The 21905-nt window shown below is 34.7% G+C and carries 13 protein-coding genes; 8 read left to right on the plus strand and 5 right to left on the minus strand.

Translation table 11 applies throughout. The features are described 5' to 3' along the window. Positions 1-3: 3 nt before the first annotated feature. The 4 genes from ACFQ1Q_RS08415 to ACFQ1Q_RS08430 all read left to right on the plus strand — a co-directional run bounded on the left by ACFQ1Q_RS08415 (position 4) and on the right by ACFQ1Q_RS08430 (position 5229). Positions 4-504 carry an RNA methyltransferase gene (locus tag ACFQ1Q_RS08415; RefSeq protein ID WP_386129877.1) on the plus strand — a complete coding sequence of 167 codons (501 nt, stop codon included), beginning with the start codon at positions 4-6 and terminating at the stop codon, positions 502-504. Then, complete coding sequence (gene era / locus ACFQ1Q_RS08420) at positions 483-1364, plus strand: GTPase Era (protein WP_386129878.1); 882 nt, start codon at positions 483-485, stop codon at positions 1362-1364. Before ACFQ1Q_RS08415 ends, era begins: the two co-directional genes overlap by 22 nt. A 109-nt stretch (positions 1365-1473) precedes the next feature. Beyond that, positions 1474-2781 carry a ribosome biogenesis GTPase Der gene (gene der / locus ACFQ1Q_RS08425; RefSeq protein ID WP_386129880.1) on the plus strand — a complete coding sequence of 436 codons (1308 nt, stop codon included), beginning with the start codon at positions 1474-1476 and terminating at the stop codon, positions 2779-2781. Between the two features lie 15 nt (positions 2782-2796). Beyond that, positions 2797-5229, plus strand: coding sequence for a T9SS type B sorting domain-containing protein (locus ACFQ1Q_RS08430; RefSeq protein WP_386129882.1), 2433 nt, complete (start codon positions 2797-2799; stop codon positions 5227-5229). A gap of 47 nt (positions 5230-5276) precedes the next feature. On the opposite strand, the gene ACFQ1Q_RS08435 is transcribed toward ACFQ1Q_RS08430, so the two are convergent. The 5 genes from ACFQ1Q_RS08435 to ACFQ1Q_RS08455 are packed head-to-tail and all read right to left on the minus strand — an operon-like array spanning position 5277 to position 8474. Continuing rightward, positions 5277-6068, minus strand: coding sequence for a TPM domain-containing protein (locus ACFQ1Q_RS08435; RefSeq protein WP_386129884.1), 792 nt, complete (start codon positions 6066-6068; stop codon positions 5277-5279). 59 nt (positions 6069-6127) lie between these two features. Further along, a complete protein-coding gene (locus ACFQ1Q_RS08440) occupies positions 6128-6565 on the minus strand; it encodes a TPM domain-containing protein (protein ID WP_386129886.1) in 438 nt (145 codons plus the stop codon). 4 nt (positions 6566-6569) lie between these two features. After that, positions 6570-7157, minus strand: a complete 588-nt coding sequence (locus tag ACFQ1Q_RS08445) for a LemA family protein (RefSeq protein WP_386129888.1) — start codon at positions 7155-7157, stop codon at positions 6570-6572. Between the two features lie 12 nt (positions 7158-7169). Then, positions 7170-7499 carry a MerR family transcriptional regulator gene (locus ACFQ1Q_RS08450; RefSeq protein WP_386129890.1) on the minus strand — a complete coding sequence of 110 codons (330 nt, stop codon included), beginning with the start codon at positions 7497-7499 and terminating at the stop codon, positions 7170-7172. Between the two features lie 3 nt (positions 7500-7502). After that, positions 7503-8474, minus strand: a complete 972-nt coding sequence (locus ACFQ1Q_RS08455) for a M23 family metallopeptidase (protein WP_386129892.1) — start codon at positions 8472-8474, stop codon at positions 7503-7505. Between the two features lie 145 nt (positions 8475-8619). Between ACFQ1Q_RS08455 and alaS the strand changes: the two genes are divergently transcribed. The 4 genes from alaS to ACFQ1Q_RS08475 all read left to right on the plus strand — a co-directional run bounded on the left by alaS (position 8620) and on the right by ACFQ1Q_RS08475 (position 21905). Next, the gene (gene alaS / locus ACFQ1Q_RS08460) at positions 8620-11235 is read left to right on the plus strand and encodes an alanine--tRNA ligase (RefSeq protein WP_386129894.1); all 2616 of its coding nucleotides are present in this window, start codon (positions 8620-8622) and stop codon (positions 11233-11235) included. Positions 11236-11248: 13 nt separating this feature from the next. Beyond that, on the plus strand, positions 11249-12208 hold the full coding sequence (locus tag ACFQ1Q_RS08465; protein ID WP_386129896.1) for a GSCFA domain-containing protein: 960 nt from the start codon (positions 11249-11251) through the stop codon (positions 12206-12208). A 160-nt stretch (positions 12209-12368) separates the two neighbouring features. Further along, positions 12369-13292, plus strand: a complete 924-nt coding sequence (locus tag ACFQ1Q_RS08470) for a tail fiber protein (protein WP_386129898.1) — start codon at positions 12369-12371, stop codon at positions 13290-13292. Positions 13293-13304: 12 nt separating this feature from the next. Further along, positions 13305-21905: a LamG-like jellyroll fold domain-containing protein gene (locus tag ACFQ1Q_RS08475; RefSeq protein ID WP_386129900.1), complete on the plus strand. Its 8601-nt coding sequence runs from the start codon at positions 13305-13307 to the stop codon at positions 21903-21905.

Genomic DNA, 21905 nt, shown 5'->3' on the forward strand with positions numbered 1-21905 from the left:
AGTATGAATGACAACTTTACAAACGAATTCTTTGGTATTGGTATTCAAAATGGCAAAACACCTGAAAATTTAGGCGTCCTTTGGCGTTCAGCTCAAAACTTAGGAGCGAGTTTTATATTCACCATAGGTAATCGCTACGCTAAACAAGCAAGTGACACGCATAATGCTGTAAAATCGATGCCGTATTTTCATTATGAAACCTTTGAAGAGTTCTTTAATAATCTCCCAAAAGGTGCTCGTATAGTTGGTGTAGAACTTACCGATAAGGCAGAAGATTTAGAGACCTTTCATCATCCGAGACGCTGTGTATATTTATTAGGTGCAGAAGACCATGGTTTGTCTAAACAAGCCATAGAAAAGAGTCATTTTTTAGTAAAGTTTAAGTCGCAACTTAGCCTTAATGTTTCAGTAGCAGGAAGTATTGTGATGTACGATAGGGGAATAAACAAACCAAGGTCGTATTTTTGCAAAAAATATAATTTATGCATAAAGCAGGTTTTGTAAATATTATTGGTAATCCTAATGTTGGGAAATCAACCTTAATGAATGCGTTTATTGGGGAGAAACTTTCTATTATTACCTCGAAAGCGCAAACGACACGACACCGTATTTTAGGTATTGTTAATGGTGATGATTTTCAAATGATTTTAAGTGACACGCCAGGAATTATAAAACCCGCTTACGAGCTTCAGGCCTCAATGATGGATTTTGTAAAGTCTGCTTTCGAAGATGCAGATGTATTAGTATATATGGTCGAAATTGGTGAAAAAGAGCTAAAGGATGAAGCCTTTTTCAATAAAATTAAAAACTCCAAAATTCCAGTATTACTACTTCTAAATAAGATTGATAAATCCAATCAGGAATTAATGGAAGAGCAAGCGCAACATTGGCAGGAGAAAGTACCAAATGCTGAGTTTTATCCTATTTCTGCATTACAAGGATTCAATGTGCAGAACGTTTTCAATAGAATAGTTGAATTACTACCAGAGTCACCAGCGTTCTATCCTAAAGACCAATTAACTGATAAACCAGAACGCTTTTTTGTAAACGAAGCGATTAGAGAAAAAATTCTTTTACATTATAAAAAAGAAATTCCTTATGCTGTTGAGGTGGATACTGAAGAATTTTTTGAAGAAGAAACTATTATCCGAATTCGCTCTGTAATAATGGTAGAGCGTGAAACTCAAAAAGGGATTATCATAGGACATAAAGGTTCAGCTTTAAAACGTGTAGGTATAGAAGCACGTAAAGATTTAGAAAAATTCTTTGGCAAACAAGTACACCTTGAGCTTTACGTTAAAGTGAATAAAAATTGGCGAAGTAACCAAAAACAATTAAGACGATTCGGCTATAATAATAAGTAAGGTTTTAGAGTAAAACCTAAAAACTGATAACTATTTGTCTAAAAACGTTTAGTTTAAACTACATTTGCAACCGCTTACAGGATATGTAACGCAGATTAAATCTTTTATTATGAGCAGTATAGTAGCCATTGTTGGACGTCCAAACGTAGGAAAATCAACATTCTTCAACAGATTAATACAACGCCGAGAAGCCATTGTAGATGCCGTTAGCGGTGTAACCAGAGATAGACATTACGGAAAAAGTGATTGGAACGGAAAGGAATTTTCGCTTATCGATACCGGTGGATATGTCGTTGGTAGTGATGATGTTTTTGAAGCCGAAATCGATAAACAAGTAGAATTGGCTATTGAAGAAGCTGATGCTATAATCTTTATGGTTGATGTCGAATCTGGTGTTACTGGAATGGACGAAGACGTTGCGCAATTACTAAGAAAAGTAAAGAAACCAGTTTTTTTAGTGGTCAATAAAGTTGATAATAACAAACGTGCCGAAGATGCGGTTGAATTTTATTCTTTAGGTTTAGGAGAATACTTTACAATTGCCAGTATTAACGGAAGCGGAACTGGAGACTTATTAGATGCCGTTGTTGAAGCATTGCCAGAACAAGAAGAGGAAGAAGAAGTGGAAGCTTTGCCAAGATTTGCTGTGGTTGGTAGGCCAAACGCAGGAAAATCTTCGTTTATTAACGCATTAATTGGTGAAGATAGATACATTGTAACAGATATTGCTGGTACCACTCGCGATTCTATTGACACAAAATATAACCGTTTTGGTTTCGAGTTTAATTTGGTAGATACTGCCGGTATTCGTCGTAAGTCTAAAGTAAAAGAAGACTTAGAATTCTATTCAGTAATGCGAAGCGTCAGAGCAATTGAACATTCAGATGTTTGCTTATTGGTTTTAGATGCCACTCGCGGATTTGATGGTCAGGTTCAAAATATTTTTTGGTTAGCAGAACGCAACAGAAAAGGCATAGTTATTCTTGTAAATAAATGGGATTTAGTCGAAAAGGATACTAAAACTGCAAAACAATTCGAAACTCACATTAGAGAACAAATAGCACCATTTACAGATGTGCCAATTGTGTTTATCTCTGTACTAAATAAACAGCGAATTTTTAAAGCGATAGAAACAGCTGTTGAGGTTTACAAAAATCGCTCTAAGCGCATTAAAACTAGTGTTCTTAATGATACTTTACTTCCAATTATAGATAATTATCCGCCACCAGCTTACAAAGGAAAGTTTGTGAAAATCAAATATATTATGCAGTTGCCGACACCGCAGCCACAATTTGCATTTTTCTGTAATCTTCCTCAGTATGTTAGAGAACCATATAAGCGTTATTTAGAAAACAAACTACGCGAAACATTCGATTTTCATGGTGTGCCAGTTAATGTTTACATGCGTAAAAAATAGTATTTTTACGATGCTATGAAATATTTAAAAACTCTAATTGTTTTTTGTTTAATTGTGGTAAGTTCAATTTTTGCCTATGCACAAGATGCGCCACCAGAAATTACAGCTGTCGGCAATCAAAATTTTTGTCCAGGCTCTTCAATTGCTATAGCTACAAGTGCTGAAATTACTGACCCAGATGCAACAGATACTACTTTAGATGAAGTTTCTGTTCAAATTTCTGAAGGATATGTGGAAAATGCAGATGTGTTAACTCTAACAGGAACACATCCTAATATTTCTAGTACGTTTAATATTGCTCAAGGTAGTTTAATTTTAACTGGTCCAGCAACATTTAATGAGTTTGAAACTGCTATTTTAAGTATAGAATTTTCAACAACACAAACCGTTTTTACATCAGATAGAAGTTTTTCAATTAATCTTGGAAACGCCAACTATCTACCGTCAACTGATCATTATTATTTTTATATAGATAGTTTTGGAATTCCTTGGAATACAGCTAGAGATGAAGCCGCTTCGTTAGATTATTTTGGTCTTCAAGGCTATTTGGCTACAATAACAACTCCAGAGGAAGCGCAACTTACTGGAGAGCAATCACCTGGAGCAGGTTGGATAGGTGCATCAGATGCTGCGGCAGAAGGTACATGGCAATGGGTTACTGGTCCAGAAGCAGGTACTACTTTTTGGCAAGGTGCGGTCGCAGGAACACCAGTAAATGGCGAATTTTCTTTTTGGAATACAGGCGAACCAAATAATTTTGGAAATGTTGAAGAAGACTATGCACACATTACAGATCCAAGTATTGGCTTATTAGGTTCTTGGAACGATTTGCCACTTGGAGGTGACGCCGATGTTAATAGTCCATATCATCCCAAAGGTTATTTAGTAGAATTTGGAGGTTCTCCAGGTGATCCAGATATTAATTTATCTGCAGCAACAATTCTTAATATGCCTCGGATAAACGTGCAAAATACAGAAGGATGTGAAGGAGACACTTTCAATCTTTCTGTTACAACAAATGTAGATGAAGTTATTTGGTACGAAGATGCTGCGTTGACAATGCCCGTAAATAATGGTACTACTTATGATGTTGTTTTAACCCAAACGACTACGTTTTTTATTGCTTCGAGATTTTCGACGTGTCCAAACGTAGAGGAAAGTCAATTGACTGTAACCGTAAATGAAATCCCACAGGCAAACGATATCACTATTCAACAATGCGATGATACCTCAGCTGATGGTATTTCAGTTTTTGAGTTAATAACTTTTATCGGTGCCATTAATAACGGAAGCACAACTTCAGTTGTTAGCTTTTTTGAAGACAACGCTTTAACTATTCCAATAAACGCTAGTTCTTATACCAATACCACTAATAATCAAATTATTTTTGCTGAGGTATTAAATCAATCTTCTGGTTGTTTTGCTATTGCTGAAGTAACTTTGACTGTTGCACCACCATCAAGTGAAACTTTTGAATTGGCTATTTGCGATGATGAAATTGAAGATGGGCAAACCGAATTTAACTTATCAGACTTAAATGACGATGTTTTAATGGGAATGCCCACAACGGCGCAAGTATCATTCTTTCCTACATTTGATGATGCCTTGCTTAATGACAATGTTCTGCCGAATAATTACACAAATGCAACTCCTGATTCTGAAATAATTTTTGTAAAAGTATCAGATGGTACTGAATGTTTAGGCATTTTTGAAGTCAACTTAATTGTAAATCCTTTGCCAGAACTAGCACCAGATGAAACTGTTTTATATTGCATAAATATTTTTCCAGAACCAATAACCATTGATGGTGGCGTTGTAAATAATGTGCCAAATAATTTTTTCTATAATTGGTCAACAGGCGAAACTACAATAGCTATTGAAGTAAATGAACCTGGTGTTTATTTTGTTGATGTTACTGAAGTCGATGGCTGTACAAACCGAAGAACGATTACAGTTGAAGCCTCTAGCACAGCAACGATAAGCTCCATCGATGTTGTTGACGCCGTTGAAAATAATATTGTAACTATTGCTGCTTTAGGCGATGGTGATTATGAATATTCAATATTTTCAATAAATGGACCATATCAAGACAATGCAACGTTTACCAATGTACCATCAGGTATTCAAACTGTATATGTAAGAGATAAAAATGGTTGTGGTGTTGTTTCAGAAGAAGTTGCCGTTATTGGTTTTCCTAAGTTTTTTACTCCAAATGGAGATGCTAATAATGATGTTTGGACGGTTGATGCCTTTAACGAAGAATTTATGCTTAATTCGCGTTTGCAGATATTTGACAGACACGGAAAACTACTTACAGAACTTTCTGCCGAAAACAAATCTTGGGATGGCACTTACAATGGAAATTTAATGCCTGCAGACGACTACTGGGTTTTAGTAGAACTGTCCGATGGAAGGACAATCACCAAACATTTTGCCCTTAAACGATAGGTCTATTTATAAGTTTTAAAATTTAAATTTTTAGCAGCAGCTTTTTTTTACCATCCACCTGAAGCACCACCACCGCCAAAACTTCCGCCACCAAAGCCACCGCCAAATCCGCCACTAGAACTTCCGCCGCCAAAACCACCAAAGCCACCAGATGATGAGCCGCCACTTCTGTAACTACCGCGACCCATATTGCTAAGAATAATAGCCTCTAGTAAACTACCAGTACCAGCTGTATTACCTCGATTTCCGCCGCTGCCACCTTTTCGGTTAGATAGCGCTATTATTACAATAATGAAGAAAATAAACATAAAGAAAAATAAACCCGCAGGAAAGTCACCTTGGCTTTTTTGTCTTGTACCTTGATATTCTCCAGTTAAGACTTCAAAAATTGCGTCCACACCGCGGTTAAGTCCACCAGGATAATCGTTACGTTTAAAGTATGGAATAATATCACGTTCAATGATGCGTCTGCTCATCGCATCGGTGAGTAAATGCTCAACACCATAACCAGTATTAATTGCTATTCTTCTATCATTTTTTGCTAAAAGAATTAAGATACCGTTGTCTTTTCCATCTTGGCCAATTCCCCATTTTTCACCCCATTGTGCGCCTAAATAATTTATATTTTCGCCCTGAGTTGAAGGAATTGTTACAACTACGATTTGAGTTGAAGTTGTATCTGAATACCTAACTAATTTGTCTTCTAAACTCTTTTTTTCATAGTCCGAAAGCAGATTCACATAGTCATATACACTCGTTTGAAATTTCGGAACATCAGGAATATTATACTGCGCTTCAGCAAACTGAAATCCAAAAAGAAATAAAAAAGCTACAAGCAAATTTAAATTCCTGTAGAAATTTGATTTTATAGTTCTGACTGAAAACTGCTTATTGAAAATCATCCTTTAGAAATTGAATTATCCAATTCGTTGACATCACCATGATGCCAAGGAAAATGTTCTGAAAGTTCGTTGCCAGCCTTTTTGATTCCTTCAATAAGTCCTTTTGAAAAATTGCCATTTTTAAAATGGGTTGTTATGATGTCTCTTGTTTTATTCCAAAAGTCGTCGCTAACTACATTATTAATTCCGCTGTCACCATAAATAACAAAAGCTTTTTTACTAACGGCAACATAAATTAAAACACCATTTTGTTCTTTGGTGTTGTCCATTTTTAGGTAATGAAAAACTTCCATGGCATGCTCAAAAATATCACCAACGCAGCTATTTTCTATATGCACTCTGATTTCGCCAGAGGTGTCTTTTTCGGCTTCACGGATGGCGGCAACAACAGCTTCTTCTTCTGAAGCTGTGAGGAAGTTTTCAATTTCGGACATATTTTTATTTAAAGTCAAATTCTACATCAGGAGCGTTTTCGCTTCCGGCATCGGCTTTGTAATAGCCCTTTTCATCAAATCCTAAAAAGCCAGCAACAATTTTTGTTGGCATTTTACGCACATAATTATTGTATGGTTCTACAGCTGCATTAAATCGGTCTCTAGCCACATTTATACGATTTTCGGTACCTTCTAGCTGACTTTGTAATTCTAAAAAATTTTGATTGGCTTTTAATTCAGGATAACGTTCAACTGTTACCAATAAACTTTTTAAAGCGCCAGCTAATCCGCTTTGTGCTTGGTTAAACTTAGCTAATTGCTCTGGCGTAATATTACTTGGGTCAATCGTTACTGATGTTGCTTTTGCACGTGCATTTATGACAGCTTCAAGAGTTCCTTTTTCAAAGTCTGCTGCTCCTTGTACGGTTTTTACTAAGTTACCAATAAGATCATTTCGTCTTTGGTAAGAACTTTCAACATCTGCCCAAGATTTAGTTACGTTTTCGTCTAACTCAACAGCTTTGTTGTTCACATTCATTGCCCAAAGTCCTACAAGTACAATGAGAACAACTGGTATAATCCATTTTTTCATAATTGGTGGTTTTTAAAGTTGTGATTTTATTTTAATAAGTTTTGCTTTAATGCCTTCTAGTTTTGCAATGATTTCAAAATTAGTTAGGGCTTCTTGTTTTTCTTCTTTAATATGAGTTTTTGCTCCTTCTAAAGTAAATCCGCGTTCTTTTACCAAATGATAAATAAACTTGAGATTTTTAATGTCTTCAGGTGTAAATTTTCGGTTACCCTTAGCATTTTTTTTCGGTTTTATAACATCGAATTCTTTTTCCCAAAAACGAATTAGTGACGTATTTACATCAAATGCTTTAGCAACTTCGCCAATACTGTAATACCGTTTTTCTGGTAAGTCTATGTGCATGGCTTAATCGAGTGATTGGTTTTCTAAAGACGCTTTTTGTAATAAATCGCTAAATTCTTCAGCAGAAAGATTACCATAGTAAAAGTTAATAGGATTGATACGCTCACCATCTTTAAAAATTTCGTAATGTAAATGTGGTGCTTCTGAGCGCCCAGTACTGCCTACAAAACCAATTAAATCGCCACGCTTAACACGTTGATTAACTCTAACATTATATTTGTACAAATGTGCGTAAAGTGAGACGTAACCGTAACCGTGGTCAATACGAATATGATTTCCATAACCAGATGAACTGTTGTCTGCACGTTTTACGACGCCATCACCTGAGGCATAAACTGGAGTTCCGCGTGGCGCAGTAAAATCCATACCGTAGTGAAATTTACGGACTTTCGTAAACGGGTCAGTTCTATAACCATAACCAGATGCCATACGTGTTAAATCTTCATTATTTACGGGTTGTATAGCTGGTATAGCTTCAAGGAATTTTTCTTTGTCTTCGGCTAAAATTGCAATTTCGTCTAAAGATTTAGATTGTACAACAATTGCTTTCTCTAAAATATCTAAACGTTTATTGCTTTCTTTAATTAAAGTTGAATTGTCGAAACCTTCAAATTGCTTATAACGATTTATACCTCCAAAACCTGCACGTCTTTGTTCTTCGGGAATTGGATTGGCTTCAAAATATAATCGGTAAATAGCGTTGTCACGTTCCTCAATATTTTCGAGGACAGCAATAGCATCATCCATTCGCTTGTTTAGCAAATCGTATTGTAATTGCATGTTTTCGAGTTCTCTACTTAACTCACGCTCTTTTGGCGATTCAAAAAAGTAGCTACCTGCAACGACTATAAAAAAACCAAACAATGCCGAAGCCAATAAAAACGCCATAATATACTTTAAAGTTGTACGCTTTTTTCGTCGTATTTTTTGATACGATAAGGTTTCAGAATCGTAATAGTATTTTACTTTAGCCATATCTTAAAAAGTTCTATTTTTGTGCCAAATTAGAACAATATACAAATATAAAAATACTTTCGCATTTCAAATTAATCAGTTGCTATTCGATATAAATGGTTGATTGAATAAAAAACTATTTTTTTTGCGATTAAATATATAAAACATGAAGTCTCAAGATATCCGAAATAAATTTCTCGAATTTTTCGAAAATAAAGAGCATCTCATTGTTCCGTCGGCACCAATGGTATTAAAAAATGACCCGACATTGATGTTTGTAAATTCGGGAATGGCTCCATTTAAGGAATATTTTCTCGGGAATTCAGAGCCAAAAAACAACAGAATTGCAGATTCTCAAAAATGTCTTCGAGTTTCGGGAAAACATAACGATTTAGAAGAGGTTGGTTACGATACTTATCACCACACATTATTTGAAATGTTAGGTAATTGGTCTTTTGGTGATTACTTTAAAAAAGAAGCCATTGCATGGGCTTGGGAATTACTAACCGAAGTTTTTGGAATCGATAAAGACATTCTTTATGTTACTGTTTTTGAGGGTAGTAATGATGCCGACAATCTAAAAATGGATACTGAAGCTTACGATATTTGGAAACAATACATTTCTGAAGACCGTATTTTAAAAGGCAATAAAAAAGATAATTTTTGGGAAATGGGAGAGCAAGGTCCTTGTGGTCCTTGTAGCGAAATTCATGTAGATATACGTTCGGCCGAAGAAAAAGCCAAAGTTGACGGAAAGACTCTAGTAAATATGGATCATCCGCAGGTCGTAGAAATCTGGAATTTGGTCTTCATGCAATACAACCGTAAAGCTAATGGAAGTCTAGAAGCTTTACCAAGCAAGCATATTGATACCGGAATGGGTTTTGAGCGTTTATGCATGGTATTACAAGGTGTACAGTCTAATTATGATACCGATGTATTTACGCCAATTATTAGAGAGATAGAAACCATTACAAACACGGATTATGGTAAAGATGAAAAGGTTGATATTGCCATTAGGGTAATATCTGACCATGTTAGAGCTGTAGCATTTTCAATAGCGGACGGTCAATTACCAAGCAATACAGGTGCTGGTTACGTAATACGCCGAATTTTAAGACGTGCCATACGTTATGGATTTACATTTTTAAATACAAAAGAGCCATTTATTTATAGGTTAGTTGATGTTTTAAGTAAAAAAATGGGAGAAGCTTTTCCAGAACTTAAAGCTCAAAAACAGCTAGTTGAAAATGTTATCAAAGAAGAAGAAGCGTCTTTTTTAAGAACTTTAGAGCAAGGTTTAATTTTGCTAGATGGTATTGTAAAAAACACAAAAGGCGATACAGTTTCTGGTGAAAAAGCTTTTGAACTTTATGATACCTATGGTTTTCCTATTGATTTAACAGCTTTAATTCTTTCAGAAAAGGGATTAAAACTTGACCATGAAGGTTTTGAAAAACACCTAGAAATACAGAAAAACCGTTCTAGAAAGGCAAGTGAAATGTCTACCGATGATTGGACTGTATTAATTGACGATACTGAGCAAGAGTTTATTGGTTACGACTTTTTAGAAGCCAATGTAAAAATTACACGATACAGAAAAGTGACCTCAAAAAAAGATGGCGAAATGTACCAACTCGTATTTAATCTAACGCCGTTTTATGCAGAAGGTGGAGGACAAGTTGGTGATAAAGGCTATTTGCAAGATGCACACGGCGATGTTATTTATATTTTAGATACCAAAAAAGAAAATAACGTCATTATACACTTTGCTAAAAATCTTCCAAAAAATTTGAATGAAGTTTTTAAAGCCGTAGTAGACGATAAACAGCGTTACAGAACAGAATGTAACCACACAGCGACACACTTGTTACATCAAGCACTTCGTGAAGTATTAGGAGACCATGTAGAGCAAAAAGGCTCGGCCGTACATTCTAAATACTTGAGATTTGATTTTTCTCATTTTTCCAAACTTACGGATGAAGAGTTGAGAGATGTAGAAAATTTTGTTAATGCCCGTATTGAAGGCAAACTGGATTTAGAAGAGCATAGAAATGTGCCTATGGAGCAAGCCATAGAAAATGGAGCTATGGCTTTATTTGGTGAAAAATATGGTGATACCGTAAGAACCATAAAGTTTGGTCAATCTATTGAATTATGTGGAGGTACGCACGTAAAAAATACGAGTGATATCTGGCATTTCAAAATTCGCTCTGAAAGCGCTGTTGCTTCGGGTATAAGACGCATTGAAGCAATTACTAATGATGCTGTAAAAGATTATTATTCTGAAACAAATAAAGCCTATTTTAAAATAAAGGGCTTATTAAATAATGCACAAGAACCTGTAAAAGCTTTAAAAAGTCTTCAAGAAGAAAATACAAGTCTTAAAAAACAGGTTGAAGCATTACTAAGAGATAAAGCTAAAAATCTTAAAGGTGAATTAAAAAATGAAATAACTAAGATTAATGGTGTTCAATTTTTAGCTAAAAAGATAGATTTAGACGCATCTGGTATTAAAGATTTATGTTTTGATTTGGGTAGTCAAGTTGATAATTTATTCTTATTATTTGGATGTGAAGCCGGCGGTAAAGCCATCTTATCTTGTTACATTTCAAAGGAATTGGTTGCTGCAAAAGACCTAAATGCAGGAAACATTGTTAGAGAATTAGGTAAATATATTCAAGGCGGCGGCGGCGGACAGCCATTTTTTGCTACCGCTGGCGGAAAAAAACCTGCTGGCATTGAAGCTGCGCTCGAAGCTTCAAAATCTTATATAGAATAGATTTATAATTTATATGAATTTTCAAACAACAATCCCACTAAAACCACAATCTAATAATCAAATAGATTATAACTCCAAAGTAGTTTTATTGGGATCTTGTTTTTCTGAAAATATAGGTGAGAAATTTCAATATTTTAAATTTCAGTCTTTACAAAATCCATATGGAATTTTATTTCAGCCACTAGCAATTCAAAAATTGATTTTTAATGCTATTAATGAGAAAATATATTCTGAAGAAGACGTATTCTTTTATAACGAACAATGGCATTGTTTTGATGCCCATTCGCGATTAAGCAACCCTTCAAAAGAGACGTTACTGCAACTTCTAAATAAGAATTTATTTCAGACTAAGAACTGTTTAATAGATGCTACTCACATTATAATAACGTTGGGTACATCTTGGGTATATAAGCATTTAGATACAGAGCAATATGTGGCTAATTGTCATAAAGTTCCGCAGCAAAATTTTACAAAAAAGTTACTATCAATTAAAGAAATTTTAGTGTCCCTGAATAGTTTAGTCGATTTGGTAAAAACCATAAACCCTACAGTAAATTTTATATTTACAGTTTCTCCAGTAAGACACATCAAAGATGGATTTGTAGAAAATACATTAAGCAAATCGCATTTAATTTCTTCGATACATCAATTATTGTCAAGTCAATTTGAGTCAGAAAGTCTTAGTTATTTTCCTGCTTACGAAATCATTATGGATGAATTGCGCGATTATAGATTTTACAACCAAGATATGTTGCACCCAAATCAACTCGCAATTGAATACGTGTGGCAAAAATTTGTTTCAGTTTGGATAAGTGATAATTCTGAAGCCATAATGACTGAAGTTGATGCCATCCAAAAAGGATTGGCACATCGGCCTTTTAATTCAAATTCTGACGCTCACAAAAAGTTTATAAAGCAAATTGAAATAAAGGCATCAAAACTTCAGGAAGCCTTACCTTTTCTTAAGTTTTAGAGTATTTATACTTTTTCTTCTTCTTAAAAATCACTACGTACCCCTACGTAAAAATCGACATTAAGCGAACTGTTTTGGTATTGTATTAAGTTCTAATTTTGAGAATTAACAATTATTTAAGATTCAAAAAGCTATTACAATAACATCAAAACTTTTTTAAATGAAAACAAGAAAACTACTTTCGTTATTAACCATTGGTTTAATTTCTTTATCAGTCTATTCTCAGATTTCTGGTCCAATAACTGTTGCAACCACTTCGGGTATAGCAATTCAAGGAATCGCTAGAAATGGAGATAACACCGCAATAGTAAGTCAAAATGTCGACTTGCGTTTTGAGGTTTATTACGGTCAAGCACCAGCAGAGCAAGTTTTTGTTTTAGAAGAGCCATCATTACTCACCGATGAATTTGGGGTGTTTTCGTATGTTCTTAATTTAGACGACGATGACCAAGTCATTCTTGCAAATTTTGAAAGTTCACTTAGAATTACCAGAATTAATAGTGGTGTAGAAACCATAGTTTCTAATGAGCCTTTTAAATCTGTGCCTTACGCTACTGCCGCAGGAAATGGTGTACCTACAGGTTCTATAATGCCATTTATGGGTACAAAAGCCAATTTGCCAAAAGGTTGGGCATTTTGTGATGGTACAGCAACTGATTTAACCAGCATTCCTGGTTCTGAGCGATTGATTGCTTTATTAGGTTCTAATAATCCCCCAGATTTGAGAGGTATGTTTTTACGTGGTGCAGGTACCAATGGATTAACGACTCAGGTTACAACACTTGGAGGTGTACAAGATGATACCTATTTGTCGCATTCTCATGGAAATAATTTTAGTATAAATAATACATTTGGTAATGATTTTACTATAAAATGGGTGGAAACAACTGCTGGTTTTAGTGGCGGAGAAGCCAACGGGAGTCCTTCAAGAATAGTATCTCAAAATTCAGTATTTCCAAACTTTACGAATAGCATAAGCTACGATATGGATCATAACCACGGGATTTCTGGAGGTGTTTCGGCAAATGGAAGCAATGAGTCGCGCCCAGTAAATTATGGTGTAAATTATATTATTAAACTTTAAAAAAGAATAGTTATGAAAATTTATATAGCTATTCTAAGTATAGTTTTGTGTACCCAAATTTCTTTGGCACAAGACACTAATCAGGAGCCAACTCCTGCGACGGTCACTGTATCAGAAGCCGTGCAAAATAACAATCTAACCCTACAAGTAGGTGTGCCTTACTTAGGAGTTATAGATGGTCAATCGGGTCGTGTTAATAATCCTGTTGACATTAGATATCCATGGGATGTTTTATTTATACCAAATACGTTTTCTCCTTTAAGTTTTGATGTTTCTAAAGGGTATTTTGGTAATAAGATATTGGTAAGCTGGTTAGTTGAAGCTAATCAGAGTATAATTACCAACATCAGAATATTTAGAAGAGAATATACCGAAGATAATAGCAACAGTTTTATACAGATAGCAAATACATCACCTACAACAACGACTTACGAAGACGAGTTTATTGAAGGTGGCGTTTTATACGAATACAAAATTTTGGCCGATGGAATTTCGCCTGATGAGAAAAAATTTGCAAACTTTATAACTGGTATCGGTTACCGTAGCCCAACAGCAATTGTAACTGGTAGCGTTAATTTTGAAGGTGGTAATCCTGTACAGGATGTGATTCTTAAAGCAGAAGCTCAAGGAAATGTTGTTAATCCAGGCAGTTCATTGGCCATCCCATTTGATAATAGTTTAAGCATAGAGAATACATCGAAAGTGGTGACCACTGCTACAACGCTTCAAGCTTATCTTAAACCGCAACAAGCATTTACAAATGGCGATGCTCCAATTCGCTTGTTTAATATAGTCAACCAAAGCTTTACATCAAATATTCCTATTGACATTAGTGTTACGGATAACACTTCAAAATTAAATGTAAATATTGGAGGCGCTATTTACACGCTCAATAATTATTATCCTTCAGGAGAATTAGATGCACTAGGAAATGATTTAGTAGTGCCTATTAGCGATTTCAATTCTAATTTTGTTCATTTTTCAGTAGTAATTAGAGATGGTGAAATCCCAGAATTGTACGTAAATGGACGTTTCATCGGAGCAGCTTATCCAGATTCTATAGCAACTTACGAGCCAGCTTTAAACCCTACATTCACGGTTGAAGAGCCAACGAATACTATTGAATTAAGTATAGGCGGAAATCCAACAAACTGGCAAAATTTCTTTGTAGGAGGTAATAAAGATAGTTTTGTAGATGAAATACGTATTTGGGATAGAGCAGTAGAGCCAGATGATATTAGAATTGATTACAGACGCTTTATTAGTGGTAATAACTCTAGTTTAATCACTTATTTAAGAGCCAATGAACGCGTTGGTCAGTTTGCTTATGATTTATCTCGTAGTGGTTTTAACTACAACAATAACCATGGACGTTTATTTGATGAGTTTTCAGACCCAAACCGTATTACTTGGGAAACTAATGCAGATAATATACCAACAGACAGTCAGTTAGGTGTTTTAGGTGTTACAGATGCCAACGGTAATTACGAAATTACTGCTATTCCCTATTCAGGAACAGGCGAGTCGTTTACGATAACTCCAATTTTAGGAGTACACCAATTTGAACCAAACCAACAGCTTGTCTTTTTGGGTCAAGGTAGTGAGGTTGTAAATTCTGTAAACTTTACGGACATTTCATCGTTTAGTTTCAAAGGTCGTGTGTTATACGATTCTAGAGGTGTTTTTCCTTCCTTTGTTGAAACAAATACACTAGTTGGAGCTACAGAACCAAATTTTACTGGCCTTGCTGATGGTACTGAATATGTAAGCCAACCAGGAATCATTGATGAGGGTTATAATTTTTATCAAAAAGGAACAGATAAATATCAGAAAGGTGAATATTGGTATAACGACAATGATACGCCTGGTGATATTTCAGATGATTATTTAGAAAGTTATGCAAGAATAGCGTCTCCTAATGTAAACATTTTTATTGATGGCGAAATTGTTTTGGATGAAAACAATATCCCTGTAGTAACAGATGCTGAAGGTTTCTTTGATGTGCAAGTACCTATAGGTAATCATTTTATTACGGTTGAATTAATGGGACACGAGTTCACATTTAATGGACGTTTTCCTGCTGACAGTGGCTCTTTAGATGAATTTTTTGAGGACCGTAACGAAGTAGTTACTTTTATAGATGATACCAAAGTAACTTTAGTTGGTCGTGTTGTAGGTGGTAGTGTAGAATCTCAAAAAGAAATTGGTTTCGGAGCAGATGGACTCTTTGAAACATCTTATGTTGATGCAAATGGTATTACTCAAAATGAAACCATAAGTTCTAAGAATAATATCGGTGTAGCTAATCTAACTTTAGGTTATAGTCCTTTGGGCTCAACAGTTACTCCAAACACAGAATTTTCGTTTAGTACAAACCAAGACTCTGGTGAGTATCGCGTTGAGGCTTTACCATTACAATACACAATTGACCAAACTTCAGGTTTAAATATTACGAATAATACGTCAATATCAATTTTAGACAGTAATGAAACTATAAACCTCTTAGAAATTCCAGATTCTATTATTCCTGAAATTACTCTAGGTAACGGTCAAGTATTAACTGATGAACCATATCAATACGAAAGAAGTTTTACGTATAGATCAACCCCAATATTGATAGTCGAAAGTCAACAATCTGATGGATTTATAAATGTTGGTGACTCAAACAATCCAGAGCTAATATCTACAACAGGAATAAACACTAATATCTACACTCAATTCCAAACTTATAATATTAATCTTACTAGGCTTGAGCGTTACGAAAACTTCGATGTATCTCCTGCTGAAGAAGATTTGGTTCCAATAACTGATGGAGAATTATTAGTAACAAATAATTTAGCTCTCGAAGATTCAGAATCTATTTCAGTTGATGCTAATGATCAGAGTAAAATTATATATACTTTTAAGGCTGGCTTGCCTAGGATTTCTAGTCCTTTTACTCAAACAATCAATCTCTTGTATCGAGTAAATGGAAATGACTTTCAAGCTGAAAATTACGAATCAGAAGGAATAATACTTGGTGGAGCAAGTGACGGAAGCCAAACCTTTACTACTGCGGCGCCAGATATACCTGATATTATTTTAAGAGATCCACCTGGTTCTGGAAGTAGTGCAACCATTGAGAGTGGTCAGTCTATTTCTTACGCAGTTTCAAGTGCTTTATCTACAGGAAGTAGTTTTCAGGCAGGGACAGAAGTTTCCATTGGAGCTACATTTACAACTGGAGGTGGACTTGCTGGGCCAGTCGTAGAAGTAGAAAACACAAACGAAGGAGAATCTGGAATTTCTGCATCGACATCATCAAGTGATGGAAAGGGTGTACAAAAAAGTTATACTTTTTCTCAATCGATATCTACTAGCAGTGACCCAGATTTTGTTGGCTCGGATGGTGATTTGTATATCGGTCACTCCGTAAATTATTTTTATGGCTCTTACGATAATATAGAAGCTTCAAATGAACAGCCAACAAATACAGTGTTTGAACAATTAATCAATAGCGAAAATGAGTCTATATACATCAGTAGGCAAAAAGCAATGTATTTTAATGAAGAACCAACATCTACATTCTTTGTGTTTTCACAATTTGAAATTATTGAAAATATAATTCCTAACCTTCAGTTTTTAATTCAGCAGATAGATTCTGGACAGATTACACCAAATCAGGACGGTGTTCAATCTAGAAATTTTTACGTACAACAAATTAATTTATGGAGAAGAACAATTCTTAAAAATGAGCTAGATAAATTTAGAGCATTTACCCAAACAGAAGCTTTGGGTGCTGAGATAGATCAGGGTATGCAAAACTACATCGATTCTTTAGAAGCTGCATTGACTTTACTTCAAACAAACACAATTATTGATGAAGTTACAGCTTTAGGTCTTGAGCTTTTATATGGTTCTAAAATTGATGATGCTAATTTTTTAAGGAGCTTAATTCAAAATAACTACTCAGATAACATTTCTTTTGATGCAGGAGTAGGAGAAATTTCAAGAAGTGTAGAGACATCAGTTGTAAATACAACTTCAGAATCTTTTCAACTTGAAGTAGAATCTGAATGGTCTTTACAATTTGGAGTAGAAACCAATGATGTTGGTGTTACTTTTTCAAAAGGTGGTGCCAAAAATACATCTTTAGAAAGCGAAATAGAAGAAGAACATACTTCCACTACAAATATATCTTATACATTAAGTGATAATGATCCAAATAATTTATTGAGTGTTAATGTTGTTAATCTTTTTGATGGTAATGGACCTGTTTTTGCAACAATTGGAGGAAGAACTTCATGTCCTTACGAAGGCGCAGAGTTAACCAATTTTTATAACCCTTCGACTTTTAATCCAGATGCTACAGATATTCAACCTTTATCAGCTAATGAACAAATTCCTTTAAGTGCAGCAACGCAACAGATCGAAATTCCTTTAATAAGTGTTGAGGTTGCATCTGTTGCTAATATTCCAGAATCTCAAAACGCAGAGTTTGAGCTTATTTTAGAAAACAATAGTGTAACTGGAGATGACGCTACATATTTATTAATTGTAGACAATACCTCAAATCCAAATAATGCTATAATAAATATAGAACAAAACGGAACTTTAGTCAACGTCCCTTTTGGTGAGCAGGTTAATTACTCTTTAACCCTAGGAAAATCTATTTCAGATGTAAATGTTTACGAAAATATTAGAATAATATTACAATCGCTTTGTGACTCGGATAACATATTTGATGACGTTTTAATTAGTGCAGAGTTTGTTCCGGCGTGTTCTTCTGTAAAAGTTAACGCACCTCTAGATAATTTTGTGTATAATCGAAATACAGCTTTTAATTTAGATGGTAGTACAAATGCTTTGCAAATTCAGCTTTCAGAATTTAATCTAGCTTTTAATAGTTTTGAGAAAATTGAGTTAGAATACAGATTGGCGTCATCACCAACTTGGACAAGGCTTCAAACATATTATACGACCCAAGCATTTTTTGATAATGCAATAACTAATAATGAAACTGAAATAAGTCTTATTGATGCGCCTAATTTATTTTATTCATTTGATATTGCTGCTCTCGGATTAGCTGATGGTAATTATGAAATCAGAGCTAGGACTTCATGTACAAACAATACAGATTTTACATCTGATGTAATTAGTGGAACAGTTGATTTAACAGCACCTAGACGCTTTAATACACCAACTCCAACAGATGGCGTTTTATCTGTTGGTGAAGATTTAAAAGTAAGTTTTAATGAAGATATTTTTTATAACTCGGCTGTAAGTTTAATTGAGATTAAAGGACGCACTAATCAATTACCAATCAATAACGATGTGTCTTTGCTATTTGGCGCGCCATCAAATACAGCAATTATTGAGCAACCAGATATTGCTAATGGCGATTTTGCAATAGAATTCTGGATGAACAATCAAAGTACAGGTGCAAATGCAACTGTTTTCACTCAAAATACAGGATTGCAAGTCAATGTCGATAACAATGTAATGTCGTTTACATTAGGCGGTGAAACTGTAACAGCTGGGATTTTTGTTGATGATTTATTTCATCATTATACATTAACATATAGTGAAGAACTCAATAAATTATCTATTTATCAAGATGATACGGAATTGGCTGTTATAAATAATGTACCAGAATTATTGATATCTAATAGTAACGATATAATAATTGGCGGAAATAATTTTGAAGGTAACATCCATGATATCAGACTTTGGGAAACACACCTGTCTTTAGCAGAAGCATTTGCAAATATCTATACGCAATACCAAGGCAATGAAAACGGTTTAATTGGCTATTGGCCAATGGACGAAGGTCGTGGAAATACAGCAAGAGATTTAGCACGTTTTAAAACTATGCAAGTAAATACAGGTTGGGACATAAAACCAAAATCGCAATCTTATGAGTTTGCTGCGGGTCAATATCAGGAGTTAGACAATGTTGGTTTTGTGCAATTAACTGACGATATGGATGCGACATTATCCTTTTGGGTAAACACGTCGGCAGGTCAATCGGGCACAATTTTTTCAAACGGTAGAGGAAATGGAGATGATACCATCCAATCTAATGGATTTGCCAATAAATGGTCTGTAAATTTGACAAGTTCGGGGGTTTTAGAATTAGCAAATGAAGGTACCGATTACCAATTAACAACTGAATCTATTGCAGACGACACTTGGCATCATGTAGCTATTTTACTAAATAGAAATGGAGCATTGTCAACTTACGTTGATGGCGCTCAAGTAAGCTCAAACCCATCGATACCAATTAGTGGTTTTTCTGGTAATCGAATATTTATTGGAGCAAGAGGTTTTACAGATTCTGTTGGCAATATATCTACAGACAATCAATTTACAGGTCAAATTGACGAATTACGTTTTTGGAATACTTTAAGAAATGTAGAACAGATTTCCCGAGACCGATATAATGAAGTCGATTTTGAAAGCACTGGCTTACTCCTTTATGCTCCAATGAACGAGCCAGACATGCCAACGGGAAATGGACCAAGATATTTCCATGCGTTTACAAACAATACGGTAATATCAAGTGTTTCATTACTTAACACAGGCTTAGTAAATTATTCAGATAATGTTCCACCAATAAAGCCTCAGAGAGACGTTGTAAGTTTCCAAGTTAATAGAGTAATAAATGGAGACGAAATGATTATAGAGCCTGTTATTACAGATTTGGCGTCGGTTGAAGGACAAATTTTAGACATAACGGTTCATCGAATGTTTGATGAGTTTAATAATGTTCAGCTTTCACCAATAACATGGACAGCGTTTATAGATAAGAACGATGTTGATTGGTTTGCTAATGGCTTTAATAACAATAATGTTGAAATTGTTAAAGAATCCGAGGAAGATGTATCTTTTGATATTACTCTTGTTAATCGTGGTGGTAATAATCAACCATACGCTATTACTAATATTCCAAGTTGGTTAGATGTTTCTGAAACTTCAGGTGTTTTGCAACCTAACTCTACGATTGTTTTAACGGCAAGTATAGATAATAGCTTATCTCCTGGAGATTATGCCCAAGACCTTTTCTTAGAAACCGATTTCAATTTCAATCAAAAGATTCAGATAGATTTAAAGGTGCTATCACCCGCACCGGATTGGAATGTAAATCCAAACGATTTTGAATTTAGTATGAATATTGTTGGGCGTGTTTTAATTGATGGTCAGTTTTCGGCAGATGAATATGACATCGTCGGAGCATTTCAGCAAGGCGAGGTTAGAGGAAGCGCACAATTAGAGTTTGATGAGGCACGTCAAGAATATTTTGCTTTTCTAACCATCTATAGTAACGAGGCTGTGGGAGATGTAATTAGTTTTAGAGTTTGGGACGCATCTTCTGGCCAGATTAAATTAGTAACTATCGATTCTCAAAACACAATTGAGTTTTTAGATAATGACGTTATAGGTACGTTTACAAATCCTGCACTTTTTGAAAACACAGGTAATGTACTTCAAGAAATTCAACTCAATCAAGGATTTACATGGTTGTCGTTTAATGTTAATGATGCAAATTTTGGAAGCCTTAATATACTGACACAAGGGATGAATTTAGCAACTTCGGACCGTATTTTAAGTCATTCTCCATCTTTGGTAGATACTTATTATTACCCTGCAGATAACATTGCAGCAATTGGTTGGTCGGGTTCATTGAGTGCAAATGGTGGTATATCTTCAAACAAAATGTATAAGATGTTTACGGCTAGTAGTCAACAGTTTATCGTACAAGGTCATCCAATAAATACATTAGATTTTGAATTTAATATTGAAGAAAATTGGAATTGGTTACCTTATCCATTTAGTATAAATAATTCAGTAAGTGAAGCATTAGCGCTATTTAATGCTCAAGACGGAGATGTAATAAAATCTCAAGGTAATTTTGCAATTTTCGACCCCTTAAATGGATGGAGCGGTTCTTTAGCAACGTTAGAAGCAGGAAAAGGATATATGATTAAAGCTGCAAATGCACAACTTTTTAATTATCCAAATGCTTTGTCATCTCGTTTAGCCCAAAGAACCTTAGATATTGCAGAACTAGAATCTGATAATTCAGAGCAAACACTAGAAGACTATACTTTATATGCTCAAAATATGAATGCGGTTGTAAAACTTCCTAATGGTTATAATACACTCTATGTGTTTGACGATGATGGAAATTTAAAAGGAAAAAGTACAACTCAAAGCGTAAATAATAATCTGTTAAGTTTTATTACTATTTACGGTGATATTATCGAAGATTTGCGTTTTTATGTTGGTAATGGTTCTATCATTAAACCTACCGATGGTAACTTTAGTTTTAGAGGAAATAACGTTTTAGGTAAAGTTGCTGACCCAGTTGTATTAAATCTTTTAGAAAATACAATCATAGCTTATCCTAACCCTTTAGAAAAGCAATTGCAGCTTTTAGTTAATAGTCAAAATAGTCAAACAATTAGTGTACAATTATTTAGTATTACAAATCAGTTGGTTTACAGTACGCAAATTGAAATAGGTGAAGGTACCAATACTTACACTATTGATACAGATATTCAGGCTGGAGTTTACTTTTTAAAAATGAGAATGAATAACCAAATTTTTACTGAAAAAATCATAAAAAAATAA

It is taken from the genome of Winogradskyella litorisediminis, assembly GCF_042675765.1.
Classification (GTDB): Bacteria; Bacteroidota; Bacteroidia; order Flavobacteriales; family Flavobacteriaceae; genus Winogradskyella; species Winogradskyella litorisediminis.